Origin of the sequence: Flavobacterium sp. 20NA77.7, from assembly GCF_031326205.1 — a bacterium.
In the GTDB taxonomy this organism is placed as follows: domain Bacteria; phylum Bacteroidota; class Bacteroidia; order Flavobacteriales; family Flavobacteriaceae; genus Flavobacterium; species Flavobacterium nakdongensis.
Genome location: NZ_CP133721.1, coordinates 1933506 through 1948092 on the forward strand (window position 1 = coordinate 1933506; position 14587 = coordinate 1948092).

14 protein-coding genes are annotated in these 14587 nt (G+C 32.7%); 9 read left to right on the forward strand and 5 right to left on the reverse strand.

Annotated elements, in window-relative coordinates; all coding sequences use genetic code 11:
- Window positions 1-18 precede the first annotated feature (18 nt).
- A complete protein-coding gene (locus RF683_RS08700; protein ID WP_309531908.1) occupies window positions 19-2193 on the reverse strand; it encodes a carboxy terminal-processing peptidase in 2175 nt (724 codons plus the stop codon).
- 132 nt (window positions 2194-2325) lie between these two features.
- On the opposite strand from RF683_RS08700, the gene surE reads away from it, so the two are divergent.
- Window positions 2326-3087, forward strand: coding sequence for a 5'/3'-nucleotidase SurE (gene surE, locus RF683_RS08705; protein ID WP_309531909.1), 762 nt, complete (start codon window positions 2326-2328; stop codon window positions 3085-3087).
- Here the strand turns inward: surE and RF683_RS08710 are convergent.
- Window positions 3082-4116: a LacI family DNA-binding transcriptional regulator gene (locus RF683_RS08710; RefSeq protein WP_309531910.1), complete on the reverse strand. Its 1035-nt coding sequence runs from the start codon at window positions 4114-4116 to the stop codon at window positions 3082-3084. The two genes, surE and RF683_RS08710, sit on opposite strands and share 6 nt — an antisense overlap.
- A gap of 149 nt (window positions 4117-4265) precedes the next feature.
- Here RF683_RS08710 and rplM point away from each other — a divergent pair, with 149 nt between their 5' ends.
- The 5 genes from rplM to RF683_RS08735 all read left to right on the forward strand — a co-directional run bounded on the left by rplM (window position 4266) and on the right by RF683_RS08735 (window position 7925).
- Complete coding sequence (rplM, locus tag RF683_RS08715; protein ID WP_309531911.1) at window positions 4266-4721, forward strand: 50S ribosomal protein L13; 456 nt, start codon at window positions 4266-4268, stop codon at window positions 4719-4721.
- Window positions 4721-5107: a 30S ribosomal protein S9 gene (gene rpsI, locus RF683_RS08720; protein WP_298658998.1), complete on the forward strand. Its 387-nt coding sequence runs from the start codon at window positions 4721-4723 to the stop codon at window positions 5105-5107. The genes rplM and rpsI overlap by 1 nt, the downstream gene beginning before the upstream one ends.
- Window positions 5108-5237: 130 nt before the next feature.
- Entirely contained in the window at window positions 5238-5996 is a 759-nt protein-coding gene (gene rpsB / locus RF683_RS08725; RefSeq protein ID WP_298659001.1) for a 30S ribosomal protein S2, read from the forward strand.
- 148 nt (window positions 5997-6144) lie between these two features.
- Window positions 6145-6966, forward strand: a complete 822-nt coding sequence (gene tsf, locus RF683_RS08730; RefSeq protein ID WP_309531912.1) for a translation elongation factor Ts — start codon at window positions 6145-6147, stop codon at window positions 6964-6966.
- 62 nt (window positions 6967-7028) lie between these two features.
- A complete protein-coding gene (locus RF683_RS08735; RefSeq protein WP_309531913.1) occupies window positions 7029-7925 on the forward strand; it encodes a DMT family transporter in 897 nt (298 codons plus the stop codon).
- 49 nt (window positions 7926-7974) lie between these two features.
- On the opposite strand, the gene RF683_RS08740 is transcribed toward RF683_RS08735, so the two are convergent.
- Window positions 7975-10035: an insulinase family protein gene (locus RF683_RS08740; protein WP_309531914.1), complete on the reverse strand. Its 2061-nt coding sequence runs from the start codon at window positions 10033-10035 to the stop codon at window positions 7975-7977.
- Between the two features lie 10 nt (window positions 10036-10045).
- A complete protein-coding gene (locus tag RF683_RS08745; protein WP_309531915.1) occupies window positions 10046-11371 on the reverse strand; it encodes a M16 family metallopeptidase in 1326 nt (441 codons plus the stop codon).
- A gap of 177 nt (window positions 11372-11548) precedes the next feature.
- Here RF683_RS08745 and rplU point away from each other — a divergent pair, with 177 nt between their 5' ends.
- A complete protein-coding gene (gene rplU / locus RF683_RS08750; RefSeq protein WP_309531916.1) occupies window positions 11549-11968 on the forward strand; it encodes a 50S ribosomal protein L21 in 420 nt (139 codons plus the stop codon).
- Window positions 11969-11986: 18 nt separating this feature from the next.
- The gene (gene rpmA / locus RF683_RS08755) at window positions 11987-12247 is read left to right on the forward strand and encodes a 50S ribosomal protein L27 (RefSeq protein ID WP_023573269.1); all 261 of its coding nucleotides are present in this window, start codon (window positions 11987-11989) and stop codon (window positions 12245-12247) included.
- Window positions 12248-12439: 192 nt separating this feature from the next.
- On the opposite strand, the gene ahcY is transcribed toward rpmA, so the two are convergent.
- Window positions 12440-13756 (reverse strand): adenosylhomocysteinase, encoded by a 1317-nt coding sequence (gene ahcY, locus RF683_RS08760; protein ID WP_309531917.1) that lies wholly within the window; start codon window positions 13754-13756, stop codon window positions 12440-12442.
- 160 nt (window positions 13757-13916) lie between these two features.
- On the opposite strand from ahcY, the gene RF683_RS08765 reads away from it, so the two are divergent.
- Window positions 13917-14585, forward strand: coding sequence for a 4'-phosphopantetheinyl transferase family protein (locus tag RF683_RS08765; RefSeq protein ID WP_309531918.1), 669 nt, complete (start codon window positions 13917-13919; stop codon window positions 14583-14585).
- Window positions 14586-14587: the final 2 nt, after the last annotated feature.

The window sequence follows — 14587 nt, forward strand, 5'->3', positions numbered from 1 at the left end:
TTTAAATACTCACTCATCTTAATGTGAGGCAGCTATTTGTTTTGTTTTTTTCTTTTTAGTAGTTTTAACCAAAGCTTTAACATCCTTTATTGTTAAATCACTTGCTACGTGCAGTGCTTCTTCAACATAAACATCTTTAGCTAGTTCTTCATGCCATCTTTCTCTTTTTTGTTTAAGTAAATCATCTGCTTTAAAAAGTTCTTGTTCATAAGGTAATGAAGCAAAGGTTAAATTATTTTTATAATTCTGTAAGGCTTTAAATTTTTTGGTTTGTTGTTCTATATCGGCAAACTCCTTTTTGAAATCATTATAATTTAAATGGACAACATAATCTTCTTTTCTATCGTTTATCCATTTTGCATTTTCTTCTATTAACTGAAATTGAGCGTTTGCCAAAATTCTTTGTTTACTTCTTTCTATTTGAGGCGCAAATCCAGATGAAACCAATTCATATTTAGCAGGATCAATTTTATCCCAAGGCATGGCACTTTTCTCATCTTTTTCGCCTGTTTCCATAAAACTGAATCGATCTGGTAATACAATATCGCTTTTTACACCTTCTAATTGAGTAGAACCACCATTAATTCTATAGAATTTTTGCGTTGTTGCTTTTAATGCTCCTAAATCACCAAATTGATTCCCGCGAACAAATTGATTCAATTCAAACACATTTTGAACCGTACCTTTACCGTACGTTTGTTTACTTCCAATAATAATTCCCCTTCTATAATCCTGAATGGCAGCAGCGAAAATTTCTGAAGCAGAAGCTGAATAATTGTTAACCATTACAACAAGCGGACCAGACCATTGTACTTTTGGATCATTATCTGGTAATACATCTGGTGTTCTACCCGCTCCTTTAACTTGAACAACAGGACCTTTTTCAATAAACAAACCTGTCATTTTCACCACAGTTTCTAACGACCCTCCGCCATTATCTCTTAAATCCATTACAATCCCCTGAACATTCGCCTCTTTTAATCGTTCTACTTCTAAGGCTACATCTTTGAAAGCATCTCTATTTTGCTTATTTTCAAAAGAAATATAAAATTTTGGTAAATAAATAATTCCGAATTTTTTACCATCCTTCTCTACAACTGCTGATTTAGCGAAAGTTTCTTCGGTTTCCACTTCATCTCGTGTAATGGTAACTACTTTTATGCCTCCGTCTACTTTTTTAACGGTAAGTTTTACAACTGTTCCTTTCGGTCCTTTTATTTTTTTGATTACATCATCTAAACGCATACCCGAAATTTCTACAGGCTCCTCATTTCCTTGACCTACTTTTATAATTACATCACCTTGCTCTAATTGTTTACCACGCCATGCAGGTCCGCCGCTAATTAATTCAACTACTTCCACAGCATCATTTTTCTTTGATAAACGCGCTCCAATACCCTCAAATTTTCCACTCATGCTCACATCAAATTTATCTTTATCTTCTGGAGAAAAATAATAGGTATGCGGGTCAAACTGCGTAACTATAGCGTTTAAAAACACTGAAAACCAATCTTCCCTTGTTAATTCTGCAATAAAACTAAAATTATTATCTAAATTTTCTTTTGTCGTTTTTCTTGCTTCTGTTTCTAATGTTTCAAAAGATTTTGGTACATACGTAGTCTCTTTTTCTTTCTTTTCTTTTTCTAAATCTTCTTTATCTGTTATGGTAGACAACAAAGCGTACTTCAGTTGTTTTTTCCATCTTACTTCTAATTCAGCAGGCGATGCTGCAAAAGGAATTTTTTCATAATTTACGTCAAGTGTTTCGTTTTCATTAAAATTCAACGGTTTAGAAAGAATAGCAGCATACAATTTCTTAGATTCATCCATTCTTTTTAGCAAACGCGAATAGGTTAAATTGAAAAAAGTTAAATCCTTTTCTTCTAACATATCATCGATTGAAGTTTCATAGGCTTGAAATTCCTCAATATCAGCTTGTAAAAAGAAACGCTTTGTTGGGTCTAAAGACTCAATATAAGATGCATATGCTTTTTTAGAAAAATCATCATCTAGTTTAATAGGCGCATAGTGTCCTTTATCTAATACAAATGTTAATAATTCCATCAACATTTTGTCTTTATCACCATCAACCTGTTTTTTGAATGGGATAAAACCCCACAATAGTGCAGATAATACAGCAACTACTACTAAACTTTTATAATTTCTTTTCATAAATTCAATAAACTTTTCCATTAATATTTTTATAATATCGTACTAAATTAGTCAATTATTGTTCCAAAAAGTTACAACAAAACAAATTTATTATTTTTGAAGTTAATAATGAATAAAAAATAATATTTTAGCAACTAATTTAACACCTACCCTATGAAAGCAAATACAATATTAATTACAAATGATGATGGAATAGCAGCACCAGGCTTAAAAGCACTTGCTGAAGTAATGAAAGAATTGGGAGAAATTACTATTGTTGCACCCGATAGCCCACAAAGCGGAATGGGTCATGCCATTACAATTAACAACACGCTACATGTAGAACATATTACTGGATTTTTAAACACAAATCAAGCCTATACTTGTTCAGGAACACCAGTTGATTGTGTAAAAATGGCTGTACATGAAATTATGAAAAAAAAGCCAAGCATTTGTGTGTCTGGAATTAATCATGGTTCAAATTCCTCCATAAACGTTATTTATTCGGGTACTATGAGTGCAGCAGTAGAAGCGGGAATTGAAGGTGTTCCTGCGATTGGATTTTCTTTTTGTAATTATAGTTGGGAAGCTAATTTTGAACCCTTAAAAAAATATGTCAAAAAAATTACATCCGAAGTATTAAAAAACGGTTTACCTGAAGGTGTAGTATTAAATGTTAACTTTCCAAACACAGAAAAAATAAAAGGAATAAAAATTTGCCGTCAAGCGAAAGCAATTTGGGAAGAAGAATTTGACAAGCGCACTAATCCTATGGGTAAAGAATATTATTGGCTTACGGGCAAATTTGTTAATCACGACAAGGGAGAAGATACAGACGAATGGGCGCTGGCGAACGGTTATATTTCAATAGTGCCGGTGCATTTTGACTTAACCGCTTACCATGCAGTACAACAACTTAATAGTTGGGACTTATAATTTTTTCACAGAATCTCGCTTACGCAATTCCGTTTTAATTACTTCCGTAACATAAATACGTTGTGTTTCAGGATCAAATTCTTCTTCAATTCTTTTAATAAGAAGGGCTGCGGCTTTTTGACCTATTTCAGGTGCGTGTTGACTCACAGTTGATAAGGTTGGGGTTAATCTCCTTGACCATAAACCATCTGCAAAACCAATAAGCGCGACATCATTTGGCACTTGCCATCCTCTTTTAAGTACAGCCTTCATTGCTGCCACAGAGGCATGTTCATCAAGAGCAAAAATAGCATCTGGTTTTTCTTGCAATACATTTTCAAGAGACGCATCAAAATCAGATTCATTCTCGGTAAGCAACATTAAATGAGTATCTAAAATAAATCCTTTATTCATTAATGCATCCTCATAACCTTTTTCTCTTAATTTGCCTACGCTCAAGTTATGTATTGTAGAACATAAAGCTATTTTTTTTGCTCCTGTTTCAAGAAGATAATTAGTAGCATTTAAAGCCGAATCATAATCGTCAACGATAACTTTATCACATTTTAATTCGTTTGAGATACGGTCAAAAAGAACTATAGGCGTGCCTCCTCTTAGCACATCCTTTAAATGATTAATATTGTTTTCTTTTTGCGTTTCTTGTGCCAATGCTAATATAAAACCATCAATAGCACCATTGTCTAACATTTCTAGCATTTGCTTTTCCTTTTGCAAAGATTCATTAGACGTACAAGTAATTAAATTGTATCCTTTTTCATTGGCATACTGTTCAATACCTGAAAATACTTTAGCAAAAAAAGGATTTAGAATATTAGGCAAAATTACTCCTATGGTATAGGAACGTTGATTTTTTAAATTCTTAGCAATACTATTAGGCTTATAATTTTTTAATTGGGCAAATTCTTTAATTTTTCGTTTTGTTTGTTCACTAATTTCAGGGCTGTCACTCAATGCTTTAGAAACTGTTGAGGTAGAAACACCTAATGCTATGGCTAATTCTTTTAAAGTAGCTTTTGACTTCATATTCATTAATTAAGAGTTCAAAAATATAAAAAAATAGTAAACCTTTAACAATCAAGGAAAAAGAATTTTAAATAGTATTTGTAATTTTGATAAATAATTGTACTTTTGCACTCCCTTAATTGGGAATGGAATGTTTAATTAAAATTATTAGCAAAGTGAACACATTAAGCTACAAGACAATTTCAGCTAACAAAGCTACTGCAGACAAGCAGTGGATTGTTGTGGATGCTGAAGGTCATAACTTAGGTCGTTTTGCTTCAAAAGTAGCTATGCTACTTAGAGGTAAATACAAACCAAGTTATTCGCCACATGTTGACTGTGGAGATAATGTAATCGTTATCAACGCAGAAAAAATCAACCTAACTGGTAACAAGTTAGATGACAAAACGTACATCAGACACACAGGTTATCCAGGAGGACAAAGAACTTTAACAGCTAGAGTTCAACAGCAAAAAAATCCTGCTATTTTAGTAGAGAAAGCTGTAAAAGGAATGTTGCCTAAAAACAAATTAGGAGCACAATTATTCCGTAATTTAAATGTATATGTAGGTACAGAGCACAAACACGCAGCTCAAACACCTAAAACCGTTAACCTAAACGATCTTAAGTAATGGGAGTTATTCACAAAATCGGTAGAAGAAAATGTGCCGTAGCACGTGTTTATGTTACAGAAGGATCTGGAAACATTACAGTTAACAAAAGAGAATTTGCAACTTACTTCCCTACTGCAACATTACAGTATAAAGTAATGCAACCGTTAACAATGACAAACAACGAATCTAATTTCGATGTTAAAATCAATGTATATGGTGGTGGTGCAACTGGTCAAGCAGAAGCCGTGAGAATGGCTATTGCAAGAGCAATGTGCGAAGTAGAGGCTGAAAACAGAAGCATCTTAAAACCAGAAGGATTACTTACAAGAGATCCAAGAATGGTAGAGCGTAAAAAATTCGGTCAGAAGAAAGCTCGTAAGAGATTCCAATTCTCTAAACGTTAATATTTATTATTTATTAAAATTGTTGTTATTATCTCTGCAAAAAGAGGTTAGTTTAGCATCTAAATGGTTAAGACCGAAACATTCGCTACTTAATCATTGCTAAGTCAACAGAACGTAAACTATTACAAAAATGGCAAACAAAGTAGAAGTAAAAGAATTATTAGAAGCAGGTGTTCATTTTGGACACATGACTCGTAAATGGGATCCAAACATGGCTCCTTACATTTATATGGAGCGTAATGGAATTCACATTATCAATCTTTATAAAACTGCAGCAAAAATCGAAGAGGCTAACGAAGCTTTAAAGAAAATCGCTGCTTCAGGTAGAAAAGTATTATTCGTTGCTACAAAAAAACAAGCTAAAGACATCGTGGCTGAAAAAGCTGCCGCTTGTAACATGCCTTACATCACTGAAAGATGGCCAGGTGGCATGTTAACAAACTTCGTTACTATCAGAAAAGCAATTAAAAAAATGTCTTCGATTGATAGAATGAAAAAAGACGGTACTTTCAACACGTTATCTAAAAAAGAGAAATTACAAATTGAGCGTTTAAGAGCTAAGTTAGAAAAAAACTTAGGTTCAATTGCTGATATGACAAGATTACCAGCTGCGCTATTTGTAGTAGATATTAAAGCAGAACACATTGCGATTAAAGAAGCAAAGAAATTAAACATTCCAGTTTTTGCTATGGTAGATACAAACTCTGACCCACGTCAAGTAGAATTTGTTATCCCAGCTAATGACGATGCTTCAAAATCAATCGACAAAGTTTTATCTTTAGTAACTGCTTCAATTGTTGAAGGTTTATCTGATAGAAAAGCTGAAAAAGATGAGCAACCAGTAGAAGCTCCAGCTGTACAAGCTGAAGCAGCTGCTAGTGAAGAATAAAAAATATAAAAGTTCCAAAAAATAAATTCCAAATTCCAAGCACTAAATATAAACATATTAGTACATCATTTGGAATTTGGGATTTACTGATTGGAACTTCTTTTTTTACAAAACACAATACAATTATTAACTTATAAAAATAAATAAAATGTCAATCACTGCTGCTGACGTAAATAAATTAAGAACCATCACCGGTGCTGGTATGATGGATTGTAAAAAAGCACTTGTTGAAGCTGAAGGAGATTTTGATAAAGCTATCGAAATTTTAAGAAAAAAAGGTCAAAAAGTAGCTGCTAACCGTTCTGATAGAGAATCTTCTGAAGGTGCAGTTATTGCTGCTGTAAATGCTGACAGCACTGTAGGTGTTGTTGTTTCATTAAACTGCGAAACTGATTTCGTTGGTAAAAATGAAGGGTTTATTAAACTAGCAACTGATTTAGCACAACAAGCCTTAAATTATGCTGATAAAGATGCTTTCTTAGCTTCTGACTTTGGTGGAATCACTGTTAATGAAAAATTAATGGAGCAAACTGGAGTTATTGGTGAGAAAATCGAAATTGGTGCTTTCGAAAGATTAGAAGGTGCTTTCATTAATTCATACATTCATGCTGGAAACAGAATTGCTACTTTAGTAGCGCTTTCTGCTAAAGTTGCTGGTGGAGATGAAGCTGCAAGAAATGTAGCTATGCAAGCTGCCGCTATGGCTCCTATTGCCTTAGACGAAAACGGCGTAGACGCTTCAATCATTGAAAAAGAAATTGAAATCGCTAAAGATCAATTAAGAGCTGAAGGTAAACCAGAAGCAATGTTAGACAATATTGCTAAAGGGAAAATTGGACGTTTCTTTAAAGATAATACTTTAGTAAACCAAGATTACATCAAAGATAGCTCTATGAGTGTGGCTGCTTATGTTAAAACTATCGATGGTGGTTTAACAGTTACTGGATTTAAAAGAGTTGCTTTAGCATAATTTCTTTAAAATAGTATATCTTTAGACTGTCATTTTTTAGTGGCAGTCTTTTTTTTATGCCTATGGAAACAAAAAACACAAAATGGATTATTCTTTCTGTACTAGCTTTAGTCTGGGGAAGTTCTTTTATACTTATGAAGAGAGGTTTAGACGGCGGTTTAACTCCTTATCAATTAGGTGCATTTAGAATAATTTTCACCTCTCTATTTTTATTAAGTATTGGATGGAAAGAATTAAAAAACATTACAAAAGCAAAAATATTGCCTATCCTTTTTGCAGGTTTATTGGGCAATTTTTTACCAATATTCTTGTTTGCACTAGCTCAAACACAAATTAGCAGCTCCATTAGTTCTACTTTAAATTCATTTACACCATTAAACACATTGCTAATTGGAAGTCTATTTTTTGGACTTACTTTTACAAAGCGTCATGTGTTAGGAATTCTAATAGGAATTATTGGGTGTATAGTTCTTGTATATGCAGGAGCTTCAGGAAACCCTTCTAAAAATTATTGGTATGCGCTTTTAGTTTTATTTGCAACGTGGTGCTATGCTAGTAACATTAATCTAGTAAAAAAACACCTTTCAGATGTTACGCCTTTTACAATTACAGTTGGAAATTTTGCTTTTTTATTGCTTCCCGCATTATGTATACTCTATTTTACAGATTATTCATGGCAAATCACAGCGCTACCTACAAATGATTTTCCCAATTTATTTGGGAGCATTCATCCATTAATTTACGTAGCTATTCTGGGTATAATTGGCACAGGACTAGCAAATATTTATTTCTATAAACTTATACAATTATCCTCCCCTATTTTTGCATCAAATGTGACCTATCTTATTCCTGTGGTGGCTACTTTTTGGAGTGTATTAGACCACGAAGGGGTAACAACTATACAACTCTTTGGTACGCTAATTATTTTAATAGGTGTATATATAACCAATAGAAAATAAAAAAGGAGCTTTTTAAAAGCTCCTTTTTTTCAATTATTTGAATTACAAATTATTCAAAATCTTTATCTGTTACGCCTTCATTGATTTTTACATCTTGAGTAGTGAACTCAATTTCGATTCCTAAGTTTAGGATTGTTTTATAAGGAAACTTAATACCTTTAACTTCTTTATAATCTTCATAATTAGTTGTTTGTGTCATTTTTTGACCTCGTTGTTCTCTTTCTTTTGAAAAAGCAGTTCTCAAACCTGATGTAACATCGTAGAAAAATTTAGACTTACCATACAAAATTACGTAACAATCTTTTCCGTTTACTGCCTCAATACCTTCTAGCTTTAAGTTCTTATCAGTAAGCATTGCTAACTCTTGAAACGGCATTGCTTGCGATTTCATTTCAGCTAAATCATCGCCTTCAATATTTTTCTTTTGCCCTTGAGCTGTTTGATAGGCAACTTTTTCACCAACAACTTGTTTGCTAAGAGTCATGCCTCCCATTCCCATTTCGGCAGCAAAATAACCTTTATTTGAAGACTTTGTAGTCATTTCTAAATTTTGTCCCTGTATAGAACCTTTAGAAATTGTCATCAAGGTTTTTACTTCTTTCAGCTTTTTTTCACCACCAATGGCATCAATATGTTTTTTCACAACCGTTTGTGCTGTAACTCCAGCAGGAACATCTTTTTTAACAACAGGTTTATCAGTTTTAACGCCATATTTATCAAAATAAGCTATAGGCCAACTTTGTTTTTTTGCAGTAGCTTCCAAATTAGGCAATACATCTGCCGCTTTACCCACAATTACCACACGTGTATTATCTGCTAAGAAATATTTATTAGCGGCATTTTTCACGTCTTCTGCTGTAACTGCATTAATATTTTTCACATAATTTTCATAAAAATCTTCAGGTAAACTTTGCGTTTGGATATTTAAAGCATAACGTGCAATTGTAGCTGGTTTTTCAATTTGCATTACAAAATTTCCAATGTATTTTGCCTTTGCATTGCTCAATTCTTCATCAGAAACCAAATCGGTACGCATTCTTTTCAATTCATTGAAAAATTCTACTACTGCACTATCCGTTACCGCATTTCTTACAGAAGCACTAGATTTAAATTTACCTATATATTTTCCAGAATAGATTGAAGAATATGCTCCGTAAGTCCAACCGTGTTTTTCTCTTAAATTTAAGAATAATCTACCTTCACCACCGCCACCTAAAATTTGGTTAGCTATTAATGATGCAAAATATTCTTTATCTGTCATTTTAATAGTAGAAAGATTAATTAAAGAAATCTCTGATTGCACTGCATTAGGCATATCTACAAAATTAATTTGCGAATATTGTACGTCTTTTGGATTCGTATAAGTTAATGATGGAGCTGTAGCCGCTTTCCAATTATCTCCTCCAAATAGTTTTTCGATTTTCTTTTTAACCTCTTTAACCTTAACATCACCTACTACCACTAAATAAGCATTAGCTGGAACAAAATAAGTGTTGTAATTATTAATTACATCTTGTAAGGTTACATTTTTTAGTGTTTCTTCAGAAGTAAATTCACCATTATAATGCTCTTTTCCAAAAACTAGAACATTTTCTACTCTACCTGCAATAGCAGTAACACTTTTCTCATTTGATTTTAAGCCTTCAATTAATTTTGCTTTTTCTTTATCAAAATCTTCTTGAGTAAAAACAGGATTTAAAGAACCATCTGCTAACAATTCTAAAATTCTAGAAGAATATCTAGACAAACCACTTGCTGAAGCTCCTGAAGCATAGAAATCGAAATTAGCTCCAAGAAAATCAATTTCTTCGTTGAACTGTTCCTTAGACATTGTTTCGGTTACATTACCAATCATAGCCGAAACTAAATCTGTTACTCCTTTTTTTGCACCTTCTGCATATGGGGCATTGTCTAATGTTAAACTGTAAGATACTCTAGGTAACTTGTTGTTTTCAACCACCAATACTTTTAAACCATTTTTCAATGTAAATGAAACTGGCTTTTTGATATTAATTGTAGGTGCCGGACCTTGTTTAGGTTGCGGTCTATCTTGTGCTTGCATCGTCATTGTTAAAAATAAACTGGCTGCTATGTATATAAATTTTTTCATGTTTCGTAAATTATTTTTGAGCTTTTTCTTTTGCTGGTTCATAATTTAAAATCAAGCGTTGGTTAGAATTTAAAAATTTCTTAGCCACATCTCTAATTTCTTCTCTAGTTATTGAATGGTAAATTTCAATTTCTGTATTAATTAAATTAATATCTCCATATAATAAATAGTATGTTGCTAAATTTTCAGCAATTCCTTCTACGCTTGCATTGCTGCTTACATAATTATTTTCAAACTTATTTTGTAATTTTTGATAGTCATTTTCAGAAATCAATTCAGTTTGAAGTTTTTCAATTTCTTCATCAATTTCTTTTAATAATGTTTCAGAAGTCACTTCACCCATTGGCAAACTGTAAACAAAATACGTTCCATAGTCTTCTTGACTATAATTAAAAGCACCTACTTGTAATGCTAATTTTTTATCATCAACTAACTTTTTGTATAATTTTGAACTTTTTCCATCAGATAAATAAGTAGAAATCATATCTAATACTCTAGCATCTCTTGTCTTCATTGATGGTGTTCTATAGGCAGCTACAGTCATTGGAATTTGAACATTTGGATCTTCCCACTTAGCTGAAATTGGCGCTGTTATAGGCGCTTCTTCAAATTTTTGTCTAGCAACTGGTGTTCCTTTTTGTATAGAACCAAAGTATTTAGCGATCCATTCTTTGGCTTGAGTTGTTTCAAATTGTCCTGCTACTACTAAAACCGCATTGTTTGGAATATAGAATTTTTTGTTGAATGCTTGGAATTCTTCTAAAGTGGCAGCATCTAAATGTTCCATTTCTCCAATAGTAGTCCAACGATATGGATGAACTTTGAACATGTTTTGCTTTACAGCCTTGAAAAGATTCCCATAAGGCTGGTTATCAATACGTAATCTTTTTTCTTCTTTAACTACTTCATTCTGAGTATCAACACCTATTTGGTTAATTACAGGATGCATCAATCTTTCCGATTCCATCCAAATAGCTAACTCAAGATTATTTGATGGAAACACTTCGTAATAATAGGTTCTATCATCCGTTGTATTTGCATTATTATTACCTCCATTAGCAGTTACAATTTTAAACCAATCCCCTCTTGCAATGTTTTTTGTGCCTTCAAATAATAAATGTTCAAAAAAGTGCGCAAAACCAGTTCTGTTTGGTTGTTCATCCTTTGCACCCACGTGATACATCACAGATGTAACCACTACTGGAGCAGAATTGTCTTGATGTAAAACTACATGAAGACCATTCTCTAAATCATACTCTTCAAATGCTACCTTCTGCGCATTTGCAGTGCTTCCTAGCATAGCCATAGTACCTAAAGCCATTAATGTTTTTTTCATAAATATAATAATTGTTAAAAACGTTTTGTTATTAGAAGTAAAAATAACTAAAATGTTACATTTTTTACTAAAAAACTACATTTCAAAGTTAAGTATAATTAAAAAATAAAAGGAGTATTGCACATTTAATAAAAAGCTGTATATTTGCACACTTAAAAATAATTAAAACATATTGTTATGTACGCAATCGTAGAGATAGCAGGGCAACAATTCAAAGTAAGCAAAGACCAAAAGGTTTATGTTCACCGTTTAGCTTCAGAAGAAGGATCAAAAGTTACTTTTGATAAAGTTCTTTTGTTAGAAGACAATGGGAATGTAACTTTAGGCGCCCCAGCTGTAGAAGGTGCTTCAGTAGAAGCCAAAGTGTTACAACACTTAAAAGGTGATAAAGTAATTGTTTTCAAAAAGAAAAGAAGAAAAGGTTACAAAAAGAAAAATGGTCACAGACAATCATTAACTCAAATTGTTATTGAAGGTATTTCTGGCGCAACAGCTAAGAAAAAAGCGACTAAAAAAGCAGATGTTGAAGTAGAAGCAGTTACTGAAGAAGTAAAGCCTAAAGCAACAAGAGCAAAAAAACCAAAAACAGAAGAATAACATTTAAAATATAACATCATGGCTCACAAAAAAGGTGTCGGTAGTTCGAAGAATGGTAGAGAATCAGAATCGAAACGTTTAGGCGTTAAGATTTATGGTGGACAAGCTGCTATTGCTGGAAACATCATTGTTAGACAAAGAGGTTCAAAGCACAATCCAGGTGAAAATGTTTACATGGGTAAAGATCATACTTTACATGCTAAAGTGGATGGAGTTGTAAAATTCCAAAAGAAAGGTGATAACAAATCATTCGTTTCTGTAGTTCCTTTTGAAGCATAAGTAACGTAAAATTACAATCAAAAAATCTCAAATTCCAATATGGTTTTTGGGATTTTTTTTGTTTATGTAAATCATAAACAAAAATCTAAAACATAAGTGAAGCTTGATGGAAACAAAAAATCCCCAATCTTTCGAAAGGGGATTTCATATTTATAAAATCGACTAATTACTAATCACTTTTTGCTAATCATTTTAGTATCTGTAATATTCTGGTTTAAATGGACCTTGAACTTCCACCCCAATATATGCAGCTTGGTCGCTTGATAAAGTTTCTAATTCTACACCTAATTTAGCTAAGTGAAGTGCGGCAACTTTTTCATCTAAATGTTTAGGCAACATGTATACTTCATTTTTATAAGCTGCACTATTTGTCCATAACTCCAATTGTGCTAAAGTTTGATTTGTAAATGAATTAGACATCACAAAACTTGGATGACCCGTAGCACAACCTAAGTTTACTAAACGTCCTTCAGCTAAAACAATAACTTCTTTACCGTTTACAGTATAAATATCAACTTGTGGTTTCACTTCATTTTTAGTATGACCAAAATTTTCATTTAACCAAGCCATATCAATTTCGTTATCGAAGTGACCAATGTTACAAACGATAGTTTTGTCTTTCATAGCCTCAAAATGACGTCCTACTACTATGTTTTTATTACCCGTTGTTGTAATTACAATATCAGCATTCGCAATAACAGAGTCTAATTTTTTTACTTCAAATCCATCCATCGCAGCTTGTAACGCACAAATAGGATCAATTTCCGTAACTATAACAATCGACCCTGCTCCACGGAAAGAAGCTGCTGTTCCTTTTCCTACATCTCCGTACCCACAAACTACTACTCTTTTTCCTGCTAACATAACATCTGTTGCACGACGAACAGCATCTACCGCAGATTCTTTACAACCATATTTGTTATCAAATTTTGATTTTGTAACAGAATCATTCACATTGATAGCTGGCATATATAATGTTCCTGCTTTCATTCTTTCGTATAAACGGTGAACACCTGTCGTTGTCTCTTCTGATAAACCTTTAATACCCGCAACTAATTCAGTGTAGCGATCAAAAACCATATTGGTTAAATCTCCACCATCATCTAAAATCATATTTAAAGGCTGTCTATCTTTACCAAAAAACAAAGTTTGCTCAATACACCAATCAAATTCTTCTTCATTCATACCTTTCCATGCATAAACTGGAATTCCTGCTGCTGCAATAGCTGCTGCTGCATGATCTTGAGTAGAAAAAATATTACATGATGACCAAGTAACATCGGCACCAAGCGCTACTAATGTTTCAATTAAAACTGCCGTTTGAATGGTCATGTGTAAACAACCTGCTATACGAGCGCCTTTTAAGGGTTGGCTAGCTCCATATTCTGCTCTAAGAGCCATTAATCCTGGCATTTCAGCTTCTGCTAATTGAATTTCTTTTCTACCCCATTCTGCTAAAGAAATATCTTTAACTTTGTATGGTACATAAGGCATTGTTTTTGTACTCATTATACTATCTAATTTATTTTTTATATTTGAGGTGGCAAAGTTACAACATAAGTTTTTAATTTCTAAATTATATAAGAAATTTTGTGATTTGTTTAGTAGCCTAAATATTTGAAAAACAAATAACTAATAAAAACTAAAATCCTATTAATATAAATTATTCATGCCTTTATATAAAAGTATTGCAATTACACCTGAAACAACGGCTTATATTTGGAAAAATTCTGAAGATGTAGAAACGTTGTTTGATGCTGTTTCCTTAAACACTACATCCAAAATGCGTCTAGAAAAAATGAATGCTCTAGCACATAAAAAAGGATATTTAGGTGTACGTATGCTATTACAATATATTGGTTATACTGATTTTGATTTACTATATGACGCAACGGGAAAACCGTATTTAATGCCAGAAACGGGAAACGGAAAAAAAAATCATCACCCCTCACCTAAACAGCCACACATCTCTATATCTCATTCTCATGAATTTTCTTGTATTTGCCTCAGTAATGAACCAGTAGGCATTGATTTAGAGCTAAAGAAGTCTAAAATTATACAAATCGCCCCTAGATTTATGGACACTAAACATTTGGAAGGGTTATCTGAAAAGGAACAAATAGAAAAAGCATCGGTTATTTGGGGAATAAAAGAGAGCATTTTTAAAATAAAAAGCGAAAAAGGAATTAGTTTTCCTAATCATATTTTTGAAGAAGATTTTGAACTATCGCAAGGTTATTGTAACGCAACTCTAAATTTTAACAACCAAAAAGAACTTTTCAAAATTCATTTTTATAACCTAGAAGACTATATCTTTGTGTGTGCTTTAAATTACTAGTT

Bases quoted from the DNA above. Each gene is read 5' to 3' on its own strand.
- rpmA (WP_023573269.1), top strand. From the start codon at position 11,987: ATGGCTCACAAAAAAGGTGTCGGTAGTTCGAAGAATGGTAGAGAATCA.
- RF683_RS08710 (WP_309531910.1), bottom strand. From the start codon at position 4,116: ATGAATATGAAGTCAAAAGCTACTTTAAAAGAATTAGCCATAGCATTA.
- RF683_RS08745 (WP_309531915.1), bottom strand. From the start codon at position 11,371: ATGAAAAAAACATTAATGGCTTTAGGTACTATGGCTATGCTAGGAAGC.
- RF683_RS08740 (WP_309531914.1), bottom strand. From the start codon at position 10,035: ATGAAAAAATTTATATACATAGCAGCCAGTTTATTTTTAACAATGACG.
- surE (WP_309531909.1), top strand. From the start codon at position 2,326: ATGAAAGCAAATACAATATTAATTACAAATGATGATGGAATAGCAGCA.
- RF683_RS08700 (WP_309531908.1), bottom strand. From the start codon at position 2,193: ATGGAAAAGTTTATTGAATTTATGAAAAGAAATTATAAAAGTTTAGTA.
- rpsB (WP_298659001.1), top strand. From the start codon at position 5,238: ATGGCAAACAAAGTAGAAGTAAAAGAATTATTAGAAGCAGGTGTTCAT.
- tsf (WP_309531912.1), top strand. From the start codon at position 6,145: ATGTCAATCACTGCTGCTGACGTAAATAAATTAAGAACCATCACCGGT.
- RF683_RS08735 (WP_309531913.1), top strand. From the start codon at position 7,029: ATGGAAACAAAAAACACAAAATGGATTATTCTTTCTGTACTAGCTTTA.
- rplU (WP_309531916.1), top strand. From the start codon at position 11,549: ATGTACGCAATCGTAGAGATAGCAGGGCAACAATTCAAAGTAAGCAAA.
- RF683_RS08765 (WP_309531918.1), top strand. From the start codon at position 13,917: ATGCCTTTATATAAAAGTATTGCAATTACACCTGAAACAACGGCTTAT.
- ahcY (WP_309531917.1), bottom strand. From the start codon at position 13,756: ATGAGTACAAAAACAATGCCTTATGTACCATACAAAGTTAAAGATATT.
- rpsI (WP_298658998.1), top strand. From the start codon at position 4,721: ATGGGAGTTATTCACAAAATCGGTAGAAGAAAATGTGCCGTAGCACGT.